Source organism: Egibacter rhizosphaerae, assembly GCF_004322855.1.
Taxonomy (GTDB): domain Bacteria; phylum Actinomycetota; class Nitriliruptoria; order Euzebyales; family Egibacteraceae; genus Egibacter; species Egibacter rhizosphaerae.
In genome coordinates this window covers 45,439-70,282 of sequence record NZ_CP036402.1, presented here as the reverse complement: position 1 = coordinate 70,282, position 24,844 = coordinate 45,439, and the positions used below count along the sequence as shown (strand labels likewise).

The following is a 24,844-nucleotide window of genomic DNA, read 5'->3' as shown; positions in this document are numbered from 1 at the left end:
TCACCGGCGATGAGCGGCACCGCGGTCGGTGTCGACATCGGCGGGACGAAGATCGCTGCTGGCATCGTGTCGCCTGACGGCTCCGTTTCGATGCACAGCCGCGTCGGCACACCGTCCGGCGATCCCGTGCGCATGGCGGACGCGGTCGTCGAGCTCGTGCAGAGCCTGGGCGCGGCATGGACGGAGCCGGCGACGTCGACGGGAGCGGTCAGGCCGGCCGCGCTGCCGGTCGGGGTCGGAGCGGCGGGCATCGTCGATCGCGACGGCAGGGTGCGCTTCTCGCCGAACGTGCCCGGCTGGCTCGATCACCCGTTGCAGGAACAGCTCTCCGAGCGCCTCGACGCACCCGTCGCGGTCGAGAACGACGCGAACGCGGCGGCGTGGGGCGAGTTCCGCGTCGGCGCGGCGCGTGGAGCCGGACGCAGCGCCGCGCTGTTGACCGTCGGCACGGGGGTCGGCGGCGGGATCGTCGAGGACGGCCGCCTCATCCGGGGGGCGAACGGGCTCGCCGCCGAACTCGGGCATCTCATCGTGGCCGAGGGGGGCGTCAAGTGCGAGTGCGGGAACCGCGGGTGTCTCGAGTCCTACGCGAGCGGGACGGCGATCGGTCGGACGGCGCGCGACCGGGTCCGGGACGGGTCGTTGCCGCCCGACTCGGAGCTCATCGCGCTCGAGCCCGACGAGTTGACCGGCGTCGCGGTCACCCGGGCGTCGCAGCGCGGCGACGAGGGGGCCCAGGCGGTGCTCGCCGAGTGCGGCTCGTGGCTGGGCGTGGGGCTCGCCAACGTCGTCAACGCGCTCGATCCCGAGGTCGTCGTCGTCGGCGGCGGCGGCGCGCAGGCAGGGGAGCCCCTGCTCGCGCCAGCGCGTGCGGCGTGTGAGGAGCGGCTCGTCGGCCGTGACTACCGGCGTGTCCCGCCGGTCGTGCCCGCCGAGCTCGGGGAGGACGCCGGGATCATCGGTGCCGCGATGCTGTTGCTCGACGGTTGACCGGCGACACCGCCGAACCGGCTCGATCCTCGTGCATCCGGTGACCGCATACACTTCACGTCGAACGTGCCGTTGTCGGGTAGGCAGCCCCCGTGCCCGCGCGCACGTTCGACGGTCCGCCGTGTCGACGAGGGAAGGTGGTGTCGCAGGTGACGCGCCCGCTCGCGCGCGACCGTGCACCCCTGTTGTACCGAGGGCTGCACAAGGTCGTCCCTGCCGCACTCAACGCGCTGTTCAGACCCTCGGTCGAGGGCATCGAGAACGTTCCGGACCGTGGTCCGGCGATCCTGGCGTCGAACCACCTGTCCGGCCTCGACGTGGTGCTCATGCCCGCGGTGCTGCAGCGACCGTTGTTCTTCGTGGGCAAGAGCGAGTACTTCCGCGGGCCGGCGCGTTGGTTCTTCCGCAACGTGGGGGTGATCCCGGTGGCCCGCCACGGCGGGGACGCGGCCGAGGCCTCCCTGCGCAAGGGGCAGGAGATCTTGGAGTGTGGCCAGTTGCTCGGGATCTATCCCGAGGGCACGCGGTCGCCGGACGGGCGTCTGCATCGCGGCAAGACGGGGCCGGTCCGCCTCGCACTGCGCACGGGTGCACCCATCGTGCCGGTGGCGATGCTCGGCACGAATCGTGCGGTCGTCCGCAAGACCCCGGTGCCGCGGCTCGGGCGCGTCGGGGTGCGGTTCGGTGAGCCGATCGACGTCCAGCGGTACGCGCACCGCGGAGACGAGAAGTTCGCCTTGCGCAGCGCGACCGACGAGGTGATGTACGAACTGATGCTCCTCTCCGGTCAGGAGTACGTCGACGAGTACGCCGCCGCGGTGAAGGCCGGTGGGGTGCCACCCGACGTCGAGCTCGATGCGTTCGGACAGTTGCCCGACGACGTGTTCGCGCTGCCCGAGGCGAGCTAGGCTCCCCCGGCGGTGGGCCGGTGCCGGGAGCAACGGCCGAGTCCTCGCCGTGCATGAACGGGCCGTCGATCAGGAGCTTGTCGTGACCGAACGCATCGGGGTGCTGACCGGGGGAGGGGACTGTCCCGGCCTGAACGCGGCCATCCGCGCCGTCGTCCGTCACGGCCTCGAGAGCCACAAGCTGCGGGTGCACGGGTTTCGCAACGGCTGGAGGGGCCCGCTCGACGTGACGGCGCAGACCCTCACCCTCGAGAGCACTCGCGGGCTGCTGCACCTCGGTGGCACGTTCCTCGGCACGAGCCGCACGGATCCGATCGCCGAGCCCGACGGGGTCGCCCGGATCCACGAGGCCCTCGAGGTGTACGAGCTCGACGGGTTCATCGTGATCGGCGGCGAGGGGACGTTGTCCGCCGCCAACACGCTGGCGGCCGAGCACGGCGTCCCGATCATCGGTATTCCCAAGACGATCGACAACGATCTCGGTGGCACGGACTACACGATCGGTTTCGCCACCGCGCTCGACATCGCGACGGACGCGGTGGACCGCTTGCACTCCACCGCGGAGAGCCACAACCGGGTGATGCTCCTCGAGGTCATGGGACGCAACGCCGGCTGGATCGCCACGCACGCGGGCATCGCCGGGGGTGCGGACTCGATCCTCATCCCCGAGCACCCCTTCGATGTCCACCAGGTGTGCCGCCACCTCAAGCGCCGCCACGGCTCCGGGCGGTCGTTCTCGATCGTCGTCGTCGCCGAGGGCGCGGTGCCGGCCGACGACACCCTGAACCTCACCGACTACGAGCTGGACCAGTTCGGTCGCCCGGTCCTGGGCGGGATCGCCTCGTCCCTCCGTCCGATCATCGAGGCGCAGACAGGGTTCGCGACGCGTGAGACGATCCTGGGCCACGTGCAGCGCGGTGGTACGCCCAACCCCTTCGATCGGGTGCTCGCGACGCGCATGGGCGTGCGCGCCGTCGATCTGGCCGTCGCGGGGGAGTGGGGACAGATGGTCGGGCTCGTCGGCGGTGAGGTGAAGCCCGTGCCGCTCGCGGAGGCCACGCGCTCCCTCCGCCGCGTGCCGGAGGATCACTATCGAGCCGCCGAGGTCTTCTTCGGGTAGCCGATGCCTTCTTCGGGTAGCCGATGTCTCCCGGTCCCCGTTCGCCGACGACTGGTGAGTGCCCCGTGATCGATCTCCGCAGCGACACCGTGACCCGGCCGAACCCCGCGATGCGTGCCGCGATGGCGGACGCGGAGGTCGGCGACGACGTCTACGGTGAGGATCCGACCGTTCGGCGCCTCGAGGAGGCCGCGGCGGCACGCTTCGGGCGACAGGCCGCCCTGTACTGTCCCAGCGGGGTGATGTGCAACCAGCTGTGGTTGCGGGTGCTCGCGCCCGGGGGCACCGAGGCGATCGTCGAGGACAACGCCCACGTCGTGAACTACGAAGCGGGCGCGGGCGCGCTCCTGGGGCACGTGCAGTTCCGCACCGTGCCGGGTAGCCGGGGGGTTCTCGACCCCGAGGTGGTCGCCGCGGCGATCCGCCCGGACGTGTTCCCCCTGACGCCGACGTCCCTCGTCTGTGTCGAGCAGACCCACAACCGCCGTGGAGGGGCGGTCACGCCCCTGGAGACGCTCGACCGGCTGCGCCGGCTCACCGACGAGGCCGGGGTCGCGCTCTACCTCGACGGGGCTCGCGTGTTCAACGCCGCCGTGGCTGCCGGGGTCGACGTCGCGGACTACGCCGCCCTGGTGGACGGCCTGTCGTTCTGCACCTCCAAGGCCCTCTCCGCGCCGGTCGGCTCCGCGATGGTCGGCGACGCCGACGCCATCGTCGAGGCGCGCCGGTGGCGGCGGCGCTACGGCGGGGGGATGCGCCAGGCCGGCGTGATCGCCGCGGCCTCTCTCGTCGCGCTGGAGCAGATGACCGACCGGCTCGTCGAGGACCACGCACACGCGCGCCTGCTCGCCGACGCTGTGGCCGAGGTGTATCCCGAGGGCCTCGAGGCCGGGACGGTGGAGACGAACATCGTCTGCATCGAGAACGTCGATGCCGCCGCCCTCGTCGAGGCGCTCGCCGATCGCGGCGTGCGGGCTGGCGCTCTGGGACCGTCGACCGCCCGGCTGGTGACCCACCCCGACGTGACCGAGGACGACTGCCGACGCGCGGCGGCTGCCCTGAAGGACGCGCTGGCCGACGTGGCTCGTTAGGCGCGTCGGGGCTGGCGGGACGGGTCCGCTACTCCTGGTAGGTGTACAGGGTCACGGTCTCGCCGCGGACGACGGCATCGCCCGGTGTGGGCAGTTGTTCCTCGACGAGCCCGATCTCCCCGCGGGTGAACGGTCCGAACGTCGGACGCGGGATGCCCTCGACGACCACCTCGAGGTGCCGGTCCTCGAGCTCGGCCTCGGCTGACTCGACCCCGTCGCCACGCACGTTCGGCATCTCGATCGTCTCGGGACCGAGCGAGACGGTGAGATCGACCGTGCTGTCCCGGTCGACGGTCGCGCCGGGATCCATGCTCTGACCGATCACCGTGCCTGCGGTGGGATGCTCGTCGCTCCAGGTCGTCGCGATCTCTCCGAGGGTCAGGTCCGCGTCGTCCAGCGCGGCGGTCGCCGCGCCCTCGTCCTCGCCGACGACGTCGGGCACCTCGACCTGCTCGATGCCGAGCGAGACCACCACCTCGACCTCGTCCCCCTGGCGCAGCTGCTCCTCGGACGTGGCGGTCGGCGCGGGCGTCTGCTCGATCACGTGACCCGAGGGCACCTCGTCGTCGTGACGCTCCTCGCGGACCGGCTCCAGCTCCGCGGCCTCGATCTCGTCCAGCGCCTCGGACTCCGGTAGGCCCGTGACGTCGGGAACGTCGGCGAACCGCCGCCCGAGCGACACGGTGATCGCGACGTCCTCGCCCGGGCGCAGCTCCTGCTCGGGGCTGGGCGCCTGCTCGATCACGTGGCCCTCGGCCACGTCGGGGTGGTGCTGCTCGTCGGCGATCACGTGGTTGAACCCGGTGTCCCGCAACTCGGCGAGCGCCGCCTCCTGCTCGATGCCGACCACCGACGGCACCGCCGTCAACGGTGCGTGCACCCAGTGCCACCAGGCCAACCCGCCACCGGCCGCGCCCACCAGCAGCCCGAGGGCGAGCAGGCCGACGACCAGCACTCGGCGGCCGCGACGCCGCGGACGGGCCGTCGCGGCGCTCGACTCGGCATCCGCCTCGACGCCGGCGCCCCGGCCGTCCACCGCATCGCCCCCGTCGGGCCCGTCGCCGTCGATGCCGTGGGCCCCGTCGCCATCGATCCCGTCGGGTCCCTCGGTGCCGTGGTGGGACGGCATGCCCGGGTCGGGCGCGGGCGGTCCGAAACCGCCGGGTGCGGGCGGACCATGAGGGGCGCCCTCGACCCCCGGGTCGGGCGGGGTGTGGACGAGACCCGCCGGGGGCGTGGTCGCCGCCCCGATCACGAGCGTGACCCCGTCGGGATCGTCGGGCGCGGTCAGCACCACGGGCTGGGGACCATCGGGCACGGCCGCCCCGAGGGCGTCCGCGAACGCGTCGACATCGGTGAACCGGTCGGCGGCGTCCTGGGCCGTGGCGCGCCCGACGACCTCGTCGACCTCGGTGGGGATCTCGGGGACGCTCTCGCTGGGCGGAGGGACCGGCTCCCGCACGTGTCGCAAGGCAACGGCCATCGGCGTGTCGCCGGAGAACGGGCGCGCTCCGGTGAGCAGCTCGAAGAGCACGATCCCGAGCGCGTACTGGTCGGTCGCGCTGTTCGCACGGGCGCCATCGACGAGCTCGGGTGCCATGTAGTGCACGCTGCCGATGAGCGCGCCCGTCTGGGTGTGGTTCGTCCCGGCCAGGAGCCGCGCGATCCCGAAGTCCGCGATCTTCGGGGTGCCCTCGGGGTCGATGAGCACGTTCTCGGGTTTCACGTCCCGGTGCACGACCCCGGCCTCGTGCGCGCGCCCGAGCGCCCGAGCGACCGGCGCCAGCGCGGCCATCGCCTCGGCCGGGGACAGGCGGCCACGCTCCCGGAGGACGTCACGCAGCGACGGACCGTCGACGAGCTCCATCACGATGTAGGGGAGGCCCGCGACTCCCTCGTCGTGCACGGCGACGATGTGGGGGTGACTCAACGCGGCTGCTCGTCGACCCTCGCGGGCGAAGCGGGCGAGCAGGTCGGAATCGTCTGCCAGATGAGCGTGCAGGACCTTGATCGCGACCGCGCGCTGCAGCCGCTCGTCCCGCCCGCGGTGGATCGTGCCCATGCCCCCGGCGCCGATGCGGGCTCCCACCCGGTACCGGCCGTCGAGCAGCTCACCCGGCCGCACGACGGCATCGCGATGGGGATCGGGCCACACGCCGGCCTCGGAGTGCGCCTCCCATTCCTGCTCGTGCCACTCGTGCTGACGGTCGAACAGCAGGGGCGAGCTGCGCAGCTCGGAGTCCGGCGGCGCGGGGGAAGGATCGTCGGCGCTGCGCATCGCCTACCAAGTGTAGGCCGGCGAGCGTGCGCAGCGCGGTAGGCGCCCCGCCCGCGCGACCGAGAGGCGAGGCTCGCTGCAGACAGCGCCTGCGCGGGGCCAGCGCCCCGCCCGCGCGGCCGAGGACGGCTCGGGACCGACCGGATCGGTCTCACGGGGGAGCGCGGTGCGCCCGCAGCGGACCCGAAGGGCTGTCGCTCGGGACGCCCGAGGGTACGTTGCGGCCATGGTCGAGCCACCTCCGCCCGAGCCACCTCCGCCCGAGCCACCTCCGCCCGAGCCACCTCCGCCCGAGCCACCTCCGCCCGAGCCGGCCGACCCCGGCGGTGAGTTCCTGGAGGGCCTGGACGCGTTGGGCTTCGCGTTCGTCCAGGAGGACCGCCACGGCACGCGGCAGTTCGCGCGCACCCCGAACCGCTACCTCACCGAGTGGGTTCACGACGACGGACGCGAGGCACTGTTCACCTGGGAGTTCTCCCTGGGCGAGTGGGCGCGATCGCAGGAGTGGCAGATCGGCGCCGCCGACACCTCGTCGCAGCTCCTGTTCCCCAGCCACGATGCGCGGCTCGAGCGCGACATCGAAGCGGTGGCCGCCGAGATCCAGCGCCTCGAGAGCCACCTCGCCCACCTCGACCTCTCGGATCCGGCGCTCTGACTGCGATACGGTCGGGCACGGCACGGGAGCCCGCGCGCGGCGGGCTGAGAGGGCGCCACGCGGCGCGCCGACCGTCCGAACCTGAACCCCGGTCACGCGGGCGCAGGGAGCCTCCTCGGCCCCGGCACCCGCGACGTGAGGAGGTGCCGCCATGGCCGACGCGATCGTCGTCGGCGGGGGCGTGATCGGTCTCTCCAGCGCTTGGCGACTGGCCCAGCAGGGAGCGGAGGTCGTGTGCTGCGACCCGTCGCACGGCCGGGGCGCCTCGTGGGCGGCCGCCGGCATGCTCGCGCCGGTCACCGAGGTCACCTACAGCGAGGCGGCGCACCTCCGCCTGAATCTCGCGAGCCGGGAGCGTTGGCCCGCGTTCGCGGAGTCGCTCACCCGGGTCACGGGCAACGACGTCGGTTTCCGCGAGTGCGGCGCGCTGAAGGTCGCGCGCGACGCGGGCGACCGCGCCGAGCTCGAACAGCTGACCGAGTTCCAGCACCAACTCGGGCTCGACGTGACGTTGCTGCGCAGCCGTGAGGCACGTCGGCTCGAGCCCGCCCTTGCCCCCGGTGTGCGTGGTGCGATCGACTGCCCCCAGGACGCGCACGTGGACAACCGCGAGCTGATCGAGGCGCTCTCACAGGCCGCGCGCGATGCCGGGGCGACGCTGCCCCCCGTCGAGGTCGAGCGGGTGCGCTCCGACGGCTCGCGCGTGCTCGGGGTGCGCCTCGCCGATGGGGGCTCGATCGACGCGCCCACCGTCGTCGTGACGGCCGGGGCCGGCACCGCGGCGCTGGCCGGGCGCACGGAGCCCGACGAGGCCGTCGCACAGGCCCTCCCGCCGGTGCGCCCGGTCAAGGGGCAGCTGCTGCACCTGCACGCCGAGCCCGGCGAGCCCCCGATCGCCGAGCGGCTGATCCGCGGGCTGCTCGTCTACATCGTCCCGTTCCCGGACGGGCACGTCGTCGTCGGCGCCACCGCGGAGGAACGGGGCTGGGACCGGCGGGCCACGGCCGGCGCGGTCCACGACCTGCTGCGCGACGCGACGGAGCTGCTGCCGGGCCTGCTCGAGCACGAACTCCTCGAGACCGCGACCGGGTTGCGTCCCGCGACGCCCGACAACGCCCCCGCACTGGGGCCGAGCGGTCCCGACGGCCTCATCGTCGCGACCGGTCACTGGCGCAACGGGCTGTTGCTGGCTCCGATCACGTCGGAGGCGGTGACCGCCTGGGCGGCCGGTGACGCGCCGCCGGAGGAGGCCCACGGCTTCGGGGTCGAACGGTTCGAGCCCCGCACGAGTGGGGAGGTACCCGCGGTGGGCGCGGACCCCGAAGGAGGATGAGGGGCATGGCCCGTATCCACGTGAACGGCGAGCCCCGGACCGTCACCGAGGGCGCGACGGTCGCGGATCTCGTCACCGAACTCGGGCAGGACCCCGAGCGCCCGGGCGTGGCGGTCGCCGTCGACGGCGAGGTCGTGCCGCGCGGACAGTGGACCGAGGCGGCGCTCGTCGAGGGCGCCCAGGTCGAGGTCGTCGGCGCCGCCCAAGGAGGGTAGCCATGGCCGCTCCCGTGACGAGCCCGACCGACGTGCCCGACCCCGGGCCACTGGTCCTGGCCGGGCAGCCCCTGTCGAGCCGCCTGATCCTGGGCACCGGCGGGGCCCCCAGTCTGCAGGTCCTCACCGAGGCGATCGAGGCGAGCGGCAGCGAGCTCGTGACCGTCGCGATGCGGCGTCTGGGCGCGGGCGGCGCCGGGGGCGGTCGCGGAACGCTGCTCGGGACCATCCAGGAGTGTGGCGCCGCCGTGCTCCCCAACACCGCGGGTTGCCAGACGGCGGTGGAGGCCGTGCGCACCGCCCATCTCGCCCGCGAGGCGCTCGGCACCGACTGGGTGAAGCTCGAGGTCGTCGCCGACGAGCGGAGCCTGCTCCCCGACCCCGTCGAGCTCCTCGACGCCGCCGAGCGCCTCGTGGACGAGGGCTTCGTCGTCCTTCCGTACTGCGGTGACGACCCCGTCGTCGCGCGGCATCTCGACGAGATCGGCTGCGCCGCCGTCATGCCGCTGGGCTCGCCGATCGGGTCCGGCGACGGCATCCGCAACCCGGCGAACATCGCGACGATCACCGAGGCGGCGTCGGTGCCCGTGATCCTCGACGCCGGCATCGGCACCGCCAGCGACGCGGCGATCGCGATGGAGCTCGGTTGCGCCGGCGTGCTGATCGCGAGCGCGGTCACACGGGCACAGGACCCCGCCCGCATGGCCGCGGCCATGCGGGCAGCCGTCGCGGCGGGGAACCTGGCCGCCTCCGCGGGACGAATCCCGCGGCGCCTGCACGCGCGGGCCTCCACCGACCCGCACGGCATGCCGCAGCTCGGCACCGCCGCAGGGGAATCACGGGGTGACACGTGACCGACCGTGACCGCGCTTGGCGCCGTACCCGCCTGGCCAGCGCTCGGCTGTACCTCTGTGCGCCGGCCACCCGGCCCGATCACGACCTGCTGGGGTTCCTGGGCGCGGTCGCGGGCGCCGGTGTCGATCTCCTCCAGCTCCGCGACAAGGAGGCGAGCACCGACCGTCAGCGTCGTGCCGCCACCGCGTTCCGAGCCGTCGCGGCCGCCGAGGAAGCGCTGTTCATCGTCAACGACGATCCCGAACTGGCGGGCGAGGTCGATGCCGACGGCGTGCACGTCGGCCAGGAGGACGGATCGGTGGAAGCCGCCCGCGCCATCGTCGGGGAGGATCGGATCGTCGGCCGATCCACCCACTCGATCGAGCAGATCGACGAGGCCTTGGAGACCGACGCAGACTACCTCGGGGTCGGCCCGGTGAACCCGACGCCGACCAAGGAGGGCCGTGCGGGGATCGGCCTCGAACCCGTGCGCCACGCCGCGGCGGTCGCCGACCGGCCGTTCTTCGTGACCGGGGGCATGTCGCTGGACACCGTGGATCCGGTCCTGGAGGCGGGCGCTCACGGGGTCGTCGTGGTGCGTGCGCTGACCGAGGCCGAGGAACCCGCCCGGGTGGCCGGTCACCTCGCCAAGCGCATCGAGCGGGCCGGCTGACGCGTCCGACCGCCTCGGCCTCGCGGTCGGCAACGACCGCTGCGAGCACCTCCGCGGTCGGGCATCGTCGGCCGGGCAAGCTTGTCGATGGATCACTGACGACAGCGGGAACGCCGGAGGCTCGAACGGCGGGCGAGCGGTCTGCTCGCGCGGGGTGAGCGACTCCCAGGAGATGCCGGATCGGGGGGGTCAACCGGCGCACGGGCACGCGCTGGCGCGCCGATATCGAGTCGTCGATGTCGGAAGCCGCGGTGCTTGGCACACTGAGCCCGGATGCGACTCCGACTGCTCACCGGCGCGGTCGTGCTGCTCGGCGCGGCGGGCTGTGGCCTGTCTTCGGCCGCGCAGTCCGAGCCGGTCACCGTGGGGGTCGGTGCCCTCGGGGAGCAGCAGGTGCTGGCCGCGCTCACGGTCGAGGCACTCGAACGGGCCGAAGTGCCGGTCGAACGCAGCGATGAGCTCGGGACGACCGTGGGGCTGCGCCGCGAGGCAGCGCGCGACCGGGTCGACCTCTATTGGGACTACACCGGGGCGGCCTGGTCACGGGGGATGCGCGAGCCCGCCCCACCCGCCGACCCGATCGAGTCGTGGGAGCGGGTCCGTGAGGCGGACCGTCGCAACGGCCTGCTGTGGCTGGAGCCGACCGACGCGGACGCCACCTTCGCGCTGTTCGTCAGGGAAGGGTCGCGACCGAACCCCGAGGCCGGTATGAGCTGGCTCGCGGGTGAACTCTCCGGGGGCGAGCGCACGCTCTGCGCCGACGCGGACTTCATCGAGCGTCCGGGGGGCCTCGACGCGCTCGCCGACGAGTACGCGATCGACCTGACCCGCCTCTCGCAGCAACCGATGAGCGAGGAGGAGGCCATCGCAGGGGTCGCCTCGGGCACGTGCTTCGCGGGCCTCGCGACCGCGACCTCCGGAGCAGCGCACGCGGAGGGACTCGTGCCCGTCGCCGACGACCTGTCGGTCTTCCCCTCGTTCCTCGTGGCACCGGTGGCGCGACAAGGATCCCCCGCTGACCGCGGCGAGATCCGGGAGGTGCTCGAACCGCTGGTTGATGCCCTCGACAGCGCCACCTTGCGAAGGTTGAACGCGGAGCACGAAGGCGGCGAGGCGCCTGACGAGCTGGCCGAGCGGTTCCTCGACGAGTTGGACGAGCTCGAGGAGTCCCCGGACGACGCCGAGCTCGATGGGTCCCCGGACGACGGATAGGGCCCGGATGGCCCGAACTCGTCGCCGGCGTCCGGTTGACGAACCGGTCGAGCTGACGTACCGTCCCCTCTGATCGAACGTACGTTCGGTCAGGCCGGCCGGGGCGGCCGGGGCGTGAAGGGAAGGCACGCTCCGGTCGCCGCTCCGGCCCCTCTCCCCGCATCCCTTCCGCGGGCCTGCCTTCCCAGGGCCAGCTTCCGGCCCACCTTCCCAGGGTTCGTCTGCCGGGCCCACCTCCCCAGGGTTTGTCTGCCGGGCCCGCCTTCCCAGGGTTTGTCTGCCGGGCCCACCTCCCCAGGGTTTGTCTGCCGGGCCCACCTCCCCAGGGTTCGTCTGCCGGACCCACCTCCCCAGGGTTTGTCTGCCGGGCCCACCTCCCCAGGGTTCGTCTGCCGGGCCCGCCTTCCCAGGGCTCACCTTCCCAGGGGTCCCTTGTGGCACGCAGGTGCGCCGATACGTGGAGGGGTGATGACCAAACGCGTGCGGGAGAGGGTCGAAGTGGTCGATACCCTGCCCGATCGACGGGCGAACGACGGCGCTCCGTCGAGGTTCCGTTGGAAGGGCCGGATATATCGGGTCCGTTCGATCCTGGGCTTCTGGCGGGAGGACACGGGACCGTGGTGGAGGCACGGGCTGGAGGTCCCACAACGAGACCTCTGGCGCGTGGATACCTCCCTGGGCATCATCGAACTCGTCCACGAAAGAGGGGAGTGGCGGGTCACCCGGGTGTGGGATTGACCCCCGTCCCGCCCACCGCTGATGCCTTACGCTGCGTTCGATGGATGATCCTGCTGTCCGTTCCACCTCCCACGAGCGTCGCGCTCGGCCAACTCGTCCGGCGCCGACCGATGTCCCGATCCACCCTCTCCTCGCCGGACGGTGGAGCCCACGAGGGCTCGACCCGGATCGCTCGGTCGATCCCGCCGACGTGCGAGCGCTGCTCGAGGCCGCCCGATGGGCCCCGTCGAACGGCAACGTCCAACCCTGGAGGTTCGTCGTCGCCGACGACGAGGACCCGGCCGCCCGGGAGCGGCTTCGTGACTGCCTGCACACCGGGAACGCCTGGGCGCATCGTGCACCGGTGCTGTTGCTGAGCCTGGCCGCCCGCGAGTTCCCCGCCCGCGAGGACAAGCCGTCTCGCGAGAACCCGTACGCGTGGCACGACGTCGGCGCGGCGACGCTCGCCGCGGCCATCGAGGCCACCTCGCGGGGTCTCGGGCTGCACCCGATGGCCGGCTTCGATCGCGCTGCTGCCGCCGAGGCCGTCGGCGCCCCCGAAGGCCTCGAGCCCGTGGCGTTGCTCGCGCTCGGCCATCCCGCCGCCGACCCTCGGTCGGTGCCGGACGAGCTGGTCGAGCGCGACGCTCGGCCACGGACCCGCACCGGCGTCGACTCGTTCGTCTGGCGTGGCCACGTCGGAGGGCCAGCTCCGAACGGCTCCTGAGCCGCGAGTCCGGCTCCTTCCGGCTTGCACCGATCGCTCGGTGCGGCGGACCCTGGTGCGCTGTGCGCTCGTCCCGGGCCTGGGTCGGCTGGGTGTGGACACGACAGCACCCGCCGGTGGTCACCTCCGTCCACACCGTCGTGGCGTCGTGCCACCGCATCCTTGGTGTGGACATGCCCGGGCGCGATGGCTGGCGCTCCTGTCCACAGCGAGCCCCTCACCCGGCCGCCAGCCGGAAGGTGTGGACGGAAGGGATCGTTCCACCCGCGGTTTTGTCCACACCTCCGGGGCACCCGCGGTTTTGTCCACACCTCCGGGGCGGGGAGACTGCGATGCCAGCATCGGGTCAGCCGGGCGGTCACGACGTTTCGCAAAGGCCATACTCGAGACAGCGCTCTACGGTGACGACACTACTCACAGTGTGCGGGAGGTGGCGCAGTGGACTCAACGACGCGGCTCGGGTCGCTCGCGGTACAACTCAACGTGGAGGCGGAGGGACTTCGCCGCGCCGCCTCGCGGCTGGACGAAGCCACGAAGGTCGCGTTGTCCGAGATCGCCCCCGACCTCGAGAGCTCCACCCTCGAGCTTCGCGCTCGGGCCGATCAGCTCGAGGACTGTGCCGAGCTCCTCCACATGTACATCCGCCAGACCCAGGACAGCGCGTAGGAGGCCCACCCGATGACCTCACGCCCGATGGTCTCGCGCCCGCACCCGCACGTCCCTCGTCCGCCCGGTCGGGAGTCCCGATCTGCGCCCGCCGCCTTCCCGGGGCACGGGTGGCCCGGCTAGGGTGGACGGTCACCAGCCGCGCGGAGGATCCCGTGCGGAATCGCGAGGTCCAGGGAGCAGTATGGAGAGCGACGAGACCCGTCCCACCCCCGCCCGTGCCGAGGATCGCGTGCTCGTGGACGGCATCCCGAGCCAACTGCCCGACTCGGATCCCGACGAGACCGCGGAGTGGCTCGCGTCACTCGAGGCCGTCGTGGAGCACTCCGGCCGAGAGCGTGCGCGTCACCTGCTGATGCAGGTGCTCAAGGCGCAGCACGCCCACGGGGTCGGCGTGCCGATGCTCACGTCCACGGGCTACATCAACACGATCCCGCCCGAGCAGGAGCCGCACTTCCCCGGCGACGAGCACACCGAGCGCCGGATCCGCGCGTTCATCCGCTGGAACGCGGCGGTCATGGTGACCCGCGCGAACCGCCCTGAGATCGGGGTGGGCGGACACATCGCGACCTACGCGAGCGCGGCGAGCCTCTACGAGGTCGGCTTCAACCACTTCTTCCGCGGCAAGGTTGCGCCCGACGGCAGCCGCCGGGCGGGGGACCAGATCTTCTACCAGGGCCACGCCTCCCCGGGGATGTACGCCCGGGCGTACCTCGAGGGTCGGCTCACCGAGGAGCAGCTGGACCTCTTCCGCCAGGAACAGACCCCCGGAGGCCTCGCCAGCTACCCGCATCCCCGCCTCATGCCGGACTTCTGGGAGTTCCCCACCGTGTCGATGGGGTTGGGGGCGATCGGTTCCGTCTACCAGGCGCGGTTGAACCGGTACCTGCTCCATCGCGGCATCGTGGACACCAGCGATAGCCGTGTCTGGGCCTTCCTGGGCGATGGCGAGATGGACGAGCCCGAGTCGATCGGCGGGCTGCTTCCCGCCGCTCGCGAGGGTCTCGACAACCTGACGTGGATCGTGAACTGCAACCTGCAGCGGCTCGACGGGCCCACGCGCGGCAACGGCAAGATCATCCAGGAGCTGGAATCGCTCTTCCGCGGCGCGGGCTGGAACGTCATCAAGGTCATCTGGGGCCGCAAGTGGGACGAGCTGCTCGCGCACGACCACACCGGCGAGCTCGTCGAGAAGATGAATTCGACGCCCGACGGCCAGTTCCAGACGTACGCGGCCTCCGGTGGTCAGTACATCCGTGAGAACTTCTTCGACTCACCCGAACTGGAGCGCATCCTGCAGGAGTCCTCGCTGACCGAGGACGACCTGCCGGTGCTGGACCGCGGCGGCCACGACTACCGCAAGGTCTACACCGCCTTCAAGCGTGCGACGGAGCACACCGGCGCGCCGACCGTCATCCTCGCGAAGACCATCAAGGGCTGGACGCTCGGGCCGGACTTCGAGTCCCGCAACGCCACCCACCAGATGAAGAAGCTCTCGGAGAAGGCGCTCAAGAAGTTCCGGGACCGCCTGTACCTGGACATCAGCGACGAGGAACTCGAGGGTGGTCTTCCGCCGTACTACCACCCCGGGGACGACTCGGAGGAGATGCAGTACCTGCACGAGCGGCGGCGCGAGCTCGGTGGTTACCTGCCCGAGCGTCGGGTGCAGGTGCACGGCCTCGAGCTTCCGTCGCGCGATGTCTACAGCGAACTGAAGCAGGGATCGGGCAAGAACGAGATCGCCACCACGATGGCGTTCGTCCGCCAGGTTCGCGACGTCATGCGCCACGAGGGGATCGGCGACCGGGTCGTCCCGATCATCCCCGACGAGGCGCGCACGTTCGGGATGGACTCGCTCTTCCGCGAGGTGAAGATCTACAACCCGCACGGGCAGATGTACGAGCCCGTCGACCGCGAGATGCTGCTTGCCTACATCGAGGGGCGGGACGGCCAGATCCTCCACGAGGGGATCACCGAGGCCGGCAGCGTCGCCTCGTTCACCGCCGCCGGCTCGAGCTACGCGACCCACGGGGAGTACCTGCTGCCCGTGTACGTCTTCTACTCGATGTTCGGGTTCCAGCGCACGGGAGACTCGCTCTGGCAGGCCGGCGACCAGCGGGCGCGCGGCTTCCTCGCGGGGGCGACCGCCGGACGCACGACCCTCAACGGGGAGGGGCTCCAGCACGAGGACGGTCAGTCGCTCCTGCTGGCTGCGAGCAACCCGGCCGTCGAGGCGTACGACCCCGCGTTCGCCTACGAGATCTCGGTGCTCGTCGAGGACGGCGTGAACCGCATGCTCGGCGACGAGGGGTGGGAGGACCCGCTGGCGCGTCCGAACGGACGCGACGTAATGTACTACCTCACGATGTACAACGAGCCCACCGTCCAACCCCCGATGCCCGAGGGCCTGGACGAGCTCGACATCGTTCGCGGCGTCTACCGCTACGCGGAGGCCCCCGACGATGCCACGCACCGCGTGCAGCTGCTCGCGTCCGGTAGCGCGATGAAGATGGCCCGCGAAGCCGTCGACCTGCTGCGCGACGACTGGGAGGTCGGCGCCGACCTCTGGAGCGTGCCCGGGTGGGTGCCGTTGCACCGGGACGGAGTGCGCGCGGACCGGTGGAACCGCCTGCATCCGCACGAGGAGCGCCAGGTCCCCACCGTCGAGCGCGTCTTCACCGATCCCCCCGGCCCCAAGATCGCGGTGACCGACTTCCAGAAGGCGGTCCCGAACCTGATCGCCCCCTGGATGCCCGGGCGCTTCGTGGTGCTGGGCACCGACGGTTGGGGGCGCAGCGACACCCGCGAGCTGCTCCGGCGTCACTTCCAGATCGACGCGCCGCACATCGCGGTGGCCGCCCTCGCCGAACTCGCCGAGGCAGGGGAGGTCAAGACCGACACGGTCGCCGAGGCGATCGACCGCTACGAGCTCGACCCAGAGGCCGGCTTCGACGTGCCCTAGCGGCTCCGCGAGAGCCGCACCCCGGGTCTACCAGCGGCCCATTCCGGTCCGCCCGGGCCGCTCCCGCCTCCCCGCAGCGTCCGAGGCGACCGGAGCCTCGGGGCGCCCCCCATCGGCAGGCCCGCTCGTGGGGGTCGGTGGGGGCGATCCCTGATCGCCCCCACCCCTCCATCGTGCGATCGTGAGCTCGTCACCGAGGCGCGGCCGATCCCGTCGCGCCACCAGCACACCGACGAGCGAACCGGAGGAAGTCTCGTGCGGGTCACCTTGCTGCTGCTCATCGTCGGCGCCCTCCTCGTGGGTGGCTGCACCGTGCCCAGGGCGTCGCTTGGGCCCGAGGAATCCCACAGCGTGCCCGTCACCGACGTGGACGCCCTGCGGGTCAGCGGGGGAACCACCGTCGAGGTCACGCTCGGTGAGGAACCCTCGCTGGAACTCAGCGGGCCCCGGCGGTCGCTGCGGCGGGTGACGGTCGAGGTGGAGGGCGACCGGCTCTCGATCCGTCCGGGCCGGACGTTCTGGTGGGGCGACGCGGGGCACATCCGGGCGACCCTCACCCTCCCGGACCTCGCCGCCATCGACGCGTCCGGGGCCGCCGAGGTGGACGTCGCAGGCGATCTGGAGGGCCATGGGGTCGACGTGCGGGCGTCCGGAGCCAGCGATGTCCGCGCCGGTGTCACGGCGAGCACGACGCAGGTGCGTGCGGGGGGTGCCTCGAGCATCGCGCTGGTGGGCGAATCGGGGGACCTCGAGGCTCGTGCCAGCGGGTCGAGCACCCTCGATCTCGGCGCGTTCGAGACCGAACGAGCCGCCGTGGAGGCCAGCGGCTCGTCGGACGTCGCGGTGCAGACGCTCGAGGAGCTGGACATCGAGGCCTCCGGCGCCTCCTCGGTCGAGTACGCCGGCGATCCGGGGGTGCGCCAGAACCTGAGCGGCGCCTCCGAGGCGCGGCCCACCGCGAGTCGGTCCGACCGGTAGGCGACCGCGACGCGGTCACGGTCCCGCGAGCGCGGTCGGCCGCGCGAGTGCGGTCGGTCTGCGAGGGTGCCGCCGTCAGACGAGTTCGCGCGGGATGACGAGGTCCCAGGTCTCGGCGAAGACCCGCCGGCCGCTCTCGTAGGCGTCGAGTGTCGCGTGCACGAGGAAGTTCTCCTCGTCGCAGGAGAGGTGGGTGCGCGCGACGGTCTCGGCCGACCAAGGGCCCCGGGAGAGCGCACGTGTGGTCAGTACTTCGCCCTCGACGCTCGTGAAGTCGTCGGCGGTCGAGCGGTACCACTCGTAGGTCTTGCGGCGGACCTCGAGTCCGTGGGCGCGGATCCGCCAAGCCCCCTGGTCCTCGATCACCTCGAGTTGGGAGCGGTCCGCGGCGAGGTCCCGAGTCACCAGCCAGTTGTGCTCGCCCGTCTCCACGGTCTCGGTCTCGAGGGGCGACGTGCCCATGGGCGGTCCGAACTCGACCTCGTCGTCGAGCTGGACAGCCGGACGCTCGGGGAGGAGCAGGGCGCTCTCCTCGGGGTGTACCTGCAGCGTCACGGGGCGAGGCGGTGGCCAGGCGAGCGGCCAGTAGGAGGTCGACAACGCGAGGCGGATCCGATGGCCCTTCGGGACGGCCTGGGCCACGTCGTTCAGCTTGACCGCGACGCGGACCGGAACGCCCGGCTCGAGCGGGCGGGGTGCCTCGTGGCCATCCCGGTGGCACAGGTTCAGCAACCCGTAGGTGATCCGGGTGGCCTTCCCGTCGGGCGCGACGTCGATCAGGCGGACGGCGATCATCGCGACGGGTTGGTCCGGCACCAGGACGAGGTCGGCGACCGCGCGCCCGAGGATCTCCAAGCGCTGGGGGAGGGGTTCGGTGTCGAACACGAGCGCGCCGCCGTCCTCCTCGCGTTGATCGTGGGGCAGGTCCGGGGCTGCCGCGTAGCTGCACCACTTGCCCGCGAACAGGCCGAGGGACAGCGGGGACTGGATCGCGCGTGGCTCGAGGGCGCCGGGCGACTCGCGCGGCTCGAGGATCCGGCCTCTGGTGAGGGGATGTCGGCGGGTCACGATGCGGGGCGTCGGCCAGACCGACTCGGCGACCCAGCGGCCGGGTCGGTGGTCGTAGGTGGCGACCGGGCGAACCGCGTCCTGCATCCACGCGCGCAGCATCGGCTCGTCGTCGATCCCGTTCTCGATCCCCTTGAGCCACCGGTCGAACCACCGGACGACCTCCTGCAGGAACCCGATGGCCGGCCCGGGCGTGCCGAGGTGCGGGTAGACGTGGCTCCACGGACCGATGAGTCCGGCGCGGGGCACGTCGAGGTTCTCGAGGAGGCGGAAGACCGCGTTCGAATAGCCGTCCGCCCACCCGCTGACGGCGAGGACGGGGCAGTCGATCGCGGCGTAGTCCTCGCACACCGAGCCGTGGCGCCAGTACGCGTCGCGGTGCTGGTGGCGCAGCCACGTCTCGAGCCAGAGACCGGACCCCTCCAGACGCTGGTGCCACATCGCGCGCCAGCGGTCACCGACGAGTGCGGGATCGGGTGGCAGGGCGTTGTAGGCGAACATCGTGGAGGCCCACGACAGGTTGTCGCCGAGCAGACAGCCACCCATGTAGTGCACGTCGTCGGCGTACCGGTCGTCGGTCGACGAGCAGGTCACGATCGCCTTGAGTGCTCGCGGGCGACGCGCCGCGAGCTGCAACCCGTTGAACCCGCCCCAGCTGATACCGATCATGCCGACCGAGCCGTCGCACCAGGGCTGCTCGGCGATCCACGCGAGCACGTCCTCGCCGTCGTCGAGTTCGCTCGGCAGGTACTCGTCGGTGAGCACCCCCTCGCTGTCACCCGAGCCGCGCAGGTCCACCCGCAGCGCCGCGTAGCCGTGGCCGGCGAAGTAGGGATGCGTGCGCTCGTCGCGTTTGCGCGTGAAGTCGCGCTTGCGGTAGGGGATGTACTCGAGGATCGCCGGGACGGGATCGTCCTCGGCGCCCTCCGGGATCCACATCCGCGCGGCGAGCCGGGTGCCGTCCCGCAGTGGGATCCAGGTGTGCTCGACGACGCGAGTCTTGTGTGGCAGATCGGTGACGGTCTCCATGCTCGCGGCAGGGCTCCTTGCAACGGGATGTGGTTGCGCCGGTCGGGGGCCACTTGCGCGCCGCCCCGCGCGAGCGGGTGGCGCGGAGGTCCACGTGTCAGTCCGGATCCTGCAAGCCGAAGGCCAGCTCCTCCCGGACCGCGTGCCACCGCGCCAGCAGCTCGCGGTTGCTGCGCGCACCCAGGTAGACCTCGGCGAGTTCGAAGCTGTAGGCGTCCTGGTCCTCGAGGTCGGACAGCTGGGTGCTCTCCTCGACGAGCGCGCTGATCTTCGTGCCGGGGATGCGCTCGATGATGCGCGCGATCTGCTGCTCGCTGGGCACGGCTGTCACCCGCGCATCGCGATACGCACGCAGGAAGAACTTCGCCGCGATGTCGTAGCGACCCTGCCCGCTCTGCATCTCGGGCGGCCGGCCGAGCGCGACGTCGGTCATCACCTGCAGATGGCTCACCCCGTCGACGAGGTCGAACAGGGGGGCGTGGCTCTGCGACAGGCGGGGGTTGATCTCGAGAACGGCGATCGTGTCGCGCCGCGCGTTGTAGAACAGCTCCATGTTGAAGGGGCTGTGGTCGAGGCCGATGGAGGTCATGACCCGCTCGGCGATGTCCACGATGCGGCGCTGTACCGGCGGCGGCAGCGACGACGGGTACTGGTAGCGCGCGAAGGAGCTGCGGTTCGGCGCGCGGACGCTGTCGACGATGCCGTAGACGTGTGGGACGCCGTGCTGGACGTAGCCCTCGACCGTGCAGAGCCGGCCGGAGATGATCTGCTCGGCGATGCAGACCTTCCCGCCGAGCTCGGCCAGGCGCGGGGGTAGGTCGGCGTACTTGAGGACCGACTCGAAGGGTGCGGCCAAGCGGGGCAGTTCCTCGCGGATCACCGGCAGAGCCGCGTAGAGGTCCTGGGGCTGATTGATCCTGAAGCCGAGGTGGCTGCGGAACGCGTTGAGCGGCTTGACCCAGATCGGGGGCTCGAGCCCCGTCGCGGCGAGGGGGTCGTCACCGTAGGGGTCGAGGATCGCATAGCCGGGCACCGCCTCGGGCGCGGCCTCCTCCTGCAGTTGGCGGCTCCAGTACTTGTGGTTGCAGGCCAGGACACCCTCGAGGCTCGGGGTGTGCAGCCCGCGTGGTCGGGCGAGCAGCGGGACGAACTCGGTGGCGGGGAAGTCGATGATGGTCGTGATCGCGTCGATCGACCCCTCGAAGTTGTCGAGCCGTCGTTCCGCCTCCGCGAGCAGCTCGGGGATGGGGAAGTGCTCGACGCCTCGCAGTTCCTCGAAGCTGAGGAGTGGGTGGAACGTGCAGTCGCGGGCCGCGGGCAGCAGCTCGAGCAGCGCTCGGTTGGGCTCGTCAAGCCCGATCACGAAGACGTTGCGCGGCATCGCGTCCTCAGGCGCCGAGAGAGGGGCGGGGCACGGATGAGCGTAGCACCGGCCGGGCTCTTTACCGCCGGGTCGGGAGGCATCTCGTGGGGCGTGCGGTTCCACGCTCGGCGGTACACTCGTCACCACGTATCGAACTGACGTTCCCCCCCTAGGGTGCTCCAGGGTGCCCCCAGGGGCGCCCCAGGCAGGTCAGGCAGGTCAGGCAGGGGCAGTGAACCGATGGGCCGACGAGGTGATGCGCGCGTGGAACCGTTCGTCCATCTCGCTGCGCGTAGTTGCTGGTCGATGCGCGACGGGGTTCTGCGGCCCGATGAGCTCGCCGAGGCCACGGCCGCGCGAGGCATGGCTGCGGTCGGGGTCGCCGATCGTGACGGTCTGCCTGGTGCGGTGCGGTTCGCCCGGGCGTGCGAGCGCACCGGGGTGCGCCCGATCTTCGGCGCCGATCTCGCGCTCGCACCGTACGGGCCCGATCTCGCGGCTTCGGGGGCGTGGCGTGGGCGACGCACGGGACGGCACCGAGCCGAACGGACTTCGTGGCCGCGGTCGGGGCCCTCGTGGCTCGAGGGCGACCCGGCTCGGGTCGTGCTGATCGCTCGTGACGCGATCGGCTATGCCGCACTCTGTCGGCTCGTCTCGGCGCATCACCTCGACAGCGCTCCGGCGATCGGTGCCGGAAGCCTCGGTGGGGGCGCCGGGACCTACGAGCCACGAGCGAGTCCGGCTCATCTGACGACCCATCTCGGGGGCGCGAGGGGGCATCTGTTCGTCCTGTTCGGCAACGAGTCCCCGTGCGCGCGCCTGCTCGATGCGGGGGAGCGTGATGCGGCAGCGCGAGAAGCCCGGTGGTGGGGTGACCTCGTCGGCGCTGACCACGTGCTGGTCGGTGTGACTCACCACCTCGCCCGCGGTGACGACGCGCGGGCGCGGGAACGGTTCGCGCTCGCCGACCGGCTCGGGCTGCGTGCGGTCGCGCACCAGGAGCCCCGTTACCGGGATCCCCGCGATGCGGCGGTGGCGGACACCCTCGACGCGATCCGTCAGCAGGTACCGCTCTCGGCGCGTCATCACCAGCGTCGCAATGCCGAGGGGTACCTGAAGAGCCCCGAGGAGATGGCGGCGGTGTTCGCGGAGCGACCCGATGCGCTGACCGCGACGGCGTGGGTCGCCGAGCGCTGCGAGGTCGATCTGGGGCTCGACCGTCTGCGCGTCCCGGAGCTCGCCGACGATCCGTCCATGGCGGAGCTCGGGGCCCGTTGCCGCGGCGGGCTCGACGCCCGCCGCCCGTGGGAGGACCCCGGTGAGGACGCTCCCCGGACGACGTACTTCGAGCTGCTCGACCGCGAGCTCGCGATGGTCGCCGAGCTCGGTCTCGCCGCGTACTTCCTCACCGTCGCCGAGGTGGTCGACCGGATCCGCGCGAAGGACGTGCTCGTCGCCTGCCGCGGGTCGGCGGCGGGCAGCGTCGTCTGCTACGCGCTCGGGATCAGCGATGTCGATCCGGTACGCCACGATCTCTGTTTCGAGCGGTTCATGAACCCGTACCGGGACGAACTCCCCGACATCGATCTCGACGTCGAGTCGGCGCGTCGGGAGGACGTCTACCGTGATCTGCTCGCGACCTACGGGCCCGAGCGGGTCGTGTGCGTGACCATGGTCGAGACGTTCAAGGCACGGATGGCGGTTCGCGAGGTCGGCAAGGCGATGGGACTGCCCGTCGCCGAGGTCGACCGGATCGCGAAGGCGTTCCCGCACATCCGGGCCCGGGACGTGCGCGCGGCGATCGACCACCTGCCCGAGCTCGCGGGGCGGGGGCTCGACGCGGCGCATCTGCAGCTGTTGTTCGACGTCGTCGAGCGCCTCGACGGGTTGCCCCGCCACCTCGCGCTGCACCCCTCGGGGATCCTGCTCGGGCCCGAGCCGAAGGCCCCGGGATCCGGGGATGGGCGCGGTGGCGTGGGCGCGGGATCCGGGGATGGGCTGCGCGACCTCGTGCCCGTGCAGCCGAGCGCGGCGGGCTTCGCGATGGCGCAGTTCGACAAGGACGATGTCGGGGCATTGGGCCTCTGCAAGCTCGACGTGCTCGCGGTGCGGATGTTGTCGGCCATGGCGCATGCGCGCGAGGAGGTGCGCGTGAGCCGCGGGGTCGATCTCGATCTCGGCGCGTTGCCCGATGGCGACCCGGCGACCTATGAGCTGATCCGCTCGACCGACACGCTCGGGATGTTCCAGATCGAGTCCCCCGGCCAGCGCGAGCTGCTCGGGAGGCTCCAGCCGGAGCAGCTCGAAGATCTCGTCGTCGACATCTCGCTGTTCCGCCCGGGGCCGGTGAAGGGCGACATGGTCGGCCCGTTCCTCATGCGGCGGCTCGGGCAGGCCGAGCCGGTCGTCCCGCATCCCACGCTCGAGCGCGCGCTGGGCGAGACCTTCGGGGTGATCGTCTACCACGAGCAGGTCATGCGCTGTGTCGCGGCGATCACGGGGTGCGACCTGTCGACCGCCGATCTCGTGCGCCGGCGCCTCGGGGATCCCGAGGAGGTGCCGAGGTTGCGAGATTGGGTGCTCGGCTGTGCCGCCGAGCGGGGCATTCCCGAGGGAGTGGCCACGTCGCTGTGGGACGCGCTCGCGCAGTTCGCCTCGTTCGGGTTCTGCAAGGCGCATGCGGCGGCGTTCGCGGTGCCGACCTACCGGTCGGCGTACTTGAAGGCCCACTTCCTGCCCGAGCTCGTTGCGGGGTTGCTCACCCACGACCCGGGGATGTACCCGCGGCGGTTGTTGCTCGAGGACGCACGCCGGTTCGGGGTGGCGGTGCTCCCGGTGGACGTGAACCGCTCCGAGCGCGCCTATCGCGTCGAGCGTGTGCCTGCCGCCCAGGCCTGGGCCGCGCTCGGCGTCGATGCCGGCTCGACCTCGCCGGAGGCGCAGGATGCAGCCCTTCCGCTCGGGTGGATCCGTGCGGACGACGGCATGCCGGTGCCACCCGGGACTCGGCGGATCGGCCGCGATCTCGGCGCCGTGCCCGATGCGCCGGGGGAGCGGTTCGCGATCCGCGTCGGCCTGCAGGACGTCGCGGGCATCGACGACGCGATGATCGACGCGCTGCTGGCGGGTCGACCGTTCACCGGTCTCGCCGACCTGCGGGAGCGCGGCGGGCTCAGCCGCCCGGTCGCCGAAGACCTCGCGCACGTCGGGGCGTTGGACGGGCTCGCGCACCCGGGGGCGTCCCGGCGCGACGTCCTGCTGGAGGTCGCCGAACGGTGGGCGGGGGCACGGAGACGTCGTACCGAGGCCGAGGAGCCCGAGCAGCTCGACCTGCTTGGGCCCGGACCGGCGGCGGGGCTCGGCGACTACCGCCCGAGTGAGCAGGTCCGCGCGGAGCTCGAGGTGCTCGGGCTCGACGTGAGCCGGCACGTCATCCGCTTCTACGAAGGGTTGCTCACGGCGCTCGAGGCCACCCGGGCGGTGGATCTGGTCGACTGTCGTGACCGGCAGCGGGTGCGGATCGCGGGCGTGAAGGTGGCGACCCAGACCCCGCCGGTGCAGTCGGGGCAGCGGGTGATCTTCCTCTCGCTGGACGATGCGACGGGTGTGGGGGACGCGGCGTTCTTCGAGTCCGTGCACGACCGCTGCGCCTCCACCGTCTTTCACTCGTGGTTGCTCGTGGTCGAGGGGATCGTTCGGCGCACCGGTGCGCGGGGGGTGTCGCTGAACGCCGATGCGGCGTGGGACCTGCGAAGGCTCATGCGTGCTTGGCGTGCCGGGAGGCTGGCCGAGGCCGTCGCATCGGGTCGGCGGGGTGACCGCAGCACCTTCGCGGCCGGGGAGGCACGGCCGGTGGACCCCGAGGCGGTGCGCTCTTCCGCGGCTCGGCTGCGGGTCCCGCGCACGAACCCGCACGGCGGGCCCGTCCCGGAGCCGGAGGGGGCGTCGGAGGGGCCCGAGGAGTTCACAGCGCAGCCCCCTCGTCGGTTGTGGCACCGGTCCCCGGGGTCAGCCGGATGAGTTCG

General features: G+C 72.1%; 19 protein-coding genes. 16 read left to right on the top strand and 3 right to left on the bottom strand.

What is annotated here, in order from left to right; all coding sequences use genetic code 11:
• Nucleotides 1–9: 9 nt before the first annotated feature.
• The 4 genes from ER308_RS00310 (at nucleotide 10) to ER308_RS00295 (ending at nucleotide 4,109) form a co-directional block, all read left to right on the top strand.
• Nucleotides 10–990 carry an ROK family protein gene (locus ER308_RS00310; RefSeq protein ID WP_131153164.1) on the top strand — a complete coding sequence of 327 codons (981 nt, stop codon included), beginning with the start codon at nucleotides 10–12 and terminating at the stop codon, nucleotides 988–990.
• A 149-nt stretch (nucleotides 991–1,139) separates the two neighbouring features.
• Nucleotides 1,140–1,898, top strand: coding sequence for a lysophospholipid acyltransferase family protein (locus tag ER308_RS00305; protein WP_240731895.1), 759 nt, complete (start codon nucleotides 1,140–1,142; stop codon nucleotides 1,896–1,898).
• Between the two features lie 82 nt (nucleotides 1,899–1,980).
• The gene (locus ER308_RS00300; protein WP_205745797.1) at nucleotides 1,981–3,018 is read left to right on the top strand and encodes a 6-phosphofructokinase; all 1,038 of its coding nucleotides are present in this window, start codon (nucleotides 1,981–1,983) and stop codon (nucleotides 3,016–3,018) included.
• A 65-nt stretch (nucleotides 3,019–3,083) separates the two neighbouring features.
• Nucleotides 3,084–4,109 carry a GntG family PLP-dependent aldolase gene (locus tag ER308_RS00295; RefSeq protein ID WP_205745796.1) on the top strand — a complete coding sequence of 342 codons (1,026 nt, stop codon included), beginning with the start codon at nucleotides 3,084–3,086 and terminating at the stop codon, nucleotides 4,107–4,109.
• A 28-nt stretch (nucleotides 4,110–4,137) separates the two neighbouring features.
• On the opposite strand, the gene ER308_RS00290 is transcribed toward ER308_RS00295, so the two are convergent.
• Nucleotides 4,138–6,387, bottom strand: a complete 2,250-nt coding sequence (locus ER308_RS00290; protein WP_131153161.1) for a Stk1 family PASTA domain-containing Ser/Thr kinase — start codon at nucleotides 6,385–6,387, stop codon at nucleotides 4,138–4,140.
• Between the two features lie 226 nt (nucleotides 6,388–6,613).
• Between ER308_RS00290 and ER308_RS00285 the strand changes: the two genes are divergently transcribed.
• From ER308_RS00285 to ER308_RS00235, 11 genes are all read left to right on the top strand, one after another.
• Nucleotides 6,614–7,042 (top strand): hypothetical protein, encoded by a 429-nt coding sequence (locus ER308_RS00285; protein WP_131153160.1) that lies wholly within the window; start codon nucleotides 6,614–6,616, stop codon nucleotides 7,040–7,042.
• 151 nt (nucleotides 7,043–7,193) lie between these two features.
• A complete protein-coding gene (thiO, locus tag ER308_RS00280) occupies nucleotides 7,194–8,375 on the top strand; it encodes a glycine oxidase ThiO (RefSeq protein ID WP_131153159.1) in 1,182 nt (393 codons plus the stop codon).
• 5 nt (nucleotides 8,376–8,380) lie between these two features.
• Complete coding sequence (thiS, locus tag ER308_RS00275; RefSeq protein WP_131153158.1) at nucleotides 8,381–8,590, top strand: sulfur carrier protein ThiS; 210 nt, start codon at nucleotides 8,381–8,383, stop codon at nucleotides 8,588–8,590.
• A gap of 2 nt (nucleotides 8,591–8,592) precedes the next feature.
• Nucleotides 8,593–9,444 (top strand): thiazole synthase, encoded by an 852-nt coding sequence (locus ER308_RS00270; protein ID WP_131153157.1) that lies wholly within the window; start codon nucleotides 8,593–8,595, stop codon nucleotides 9,442–9,444.
• Entirely contained in the window at nucleotides 9,441–10,097 is a 657-nt protein-coding gene (gene thiE / locus ER308_RS00265; RefSeq protein WP_131153156.1) for a thiamine phosphate synthase, read from the top strand. The genes ER308_RS00270 and thiE overlap by 4 nt, the downstream gene beginning before the upstream one ends.
• A gap of 273 nt (nucleotides 10,098–10,370) precedes the next feature.
• Nucleotides 10,371–11,309 (top strand): ABC transporter substrate-binding protein, encoded by a 939-nt coding sequence (locus ER308_RS00260; RefSeq protein ID WP_131153155.1) that lies wholly within the window; start codon nucleotides 10,371–10,373, stop codon nucleotides 11,307–11,309.
• Nucleotides 11,310–11,777: 468 nt separating this feature from the next.
• Complete coding sequence (locus ER308_RS00255) at nucleotides 11,778–12,047, top strand: DUF6504 family protein (RefSeq protein ID WP_131153154.1); 270 nt, start codon at nucleotides 11,778–11,780, stop codon at nucleotides 12,045–12,047.
• 40 nt (nucleotides 12,048–12,087) lie between these two features.
• Nucleotides 12,088–12,753, top strand: coding sequence for a nitroreductase family protein (locus tag ER308_RS00250; RefSeq protein ID WP_131153153.1), 666 nt, complete (start codon nucleotides 12,088–12,090; stop codon nucleotides 12,751–12,753).
• Nucleotides 12,754–13,191: 438 nt separating this feature from the next.
• Nucleotides 13,192–13,419 (top strand): hypothetical protein, encoded by a 228-nt coding sequence (locus ER308_RS00245; protein WP_131153152.1) that lies wholly within the window; start codon nucleotides 13,192–13,194, stop codon nucleotides 13,417–13,419.
• A 184-nt stretch (nucleotides 13,420–13,603) separates the two neighbouring features.
• Entirely contained in the window at nucleotides 13,604–16,381 is a 2,778-nt protein-coding gene (gene aceE, locus ER308_RS00240; RefSeq protein WP_131153151.1) for a pyruvate dehydrogenase (acetyl-transferring), homodimeric type, read from the top strand.
• A gap of 255 nt (nucleotides 16,382–16,636) precedes the next feature.
• A complete protein-coding gene (locus ER308_RS00235) occupies nucleotides 16,637–17,359 on the top strand; it encodes a head GIN domain-containing protein (RefSeq protein WP_165491690.1) in 723 nt (240 codons plus the stop codon).
• A 75-nt stretch (nucleotides 17,360–17,434) separates the two neighbouring features.
• Here the strand turns inward: ER308_RS00235 and ER308_RS00230 are convergent, their stop codons facing one another.
• Entirely contained in the window at nucleotides 17,435–19,456 is a 2,022-nt protein-coding gene (locus ER308_RS00230; RefSeq protein ID WP_131153149.1) for a CocE/NonD family hydrolase, read from the bottom strand.
• A 97-nt stretch (nucleotides 19,457–19,553) separates the two neighbouring features.
• Complete coding sequence (locus ER308_RS00225; RefSeq protein ID WP_131153148.1) at nucleotides 19,554–20,837, bottom strand: ATP-grasp domain-containing protein; 1,284 nt, start codon at nucleotides 20,835–20,837, stop codon at nucleotides 19,554–19,556.
• 246 nt (nucleotides 20,838–21,083) lie between these two features.
• Here ER308_RS00225 and ER308_RS00220 point away from each other — a divergent pair, with 246 nt between their 5' ends.
• Nucleotides 21,084–24,839 (top strand): DNA polymerase III subunit alpha, encoded by a 3,756-nt coding sequence (locus ER308_RS00220; RefSeq protein ID WP_205745795.1) that lies wholly within the window; start codon nucleotides 21,084–21,086, stop codon nucleotides 24,837–24,839.
• Nucleotides 24,840–24,844 lie beyond the last annotated feature (5 nt).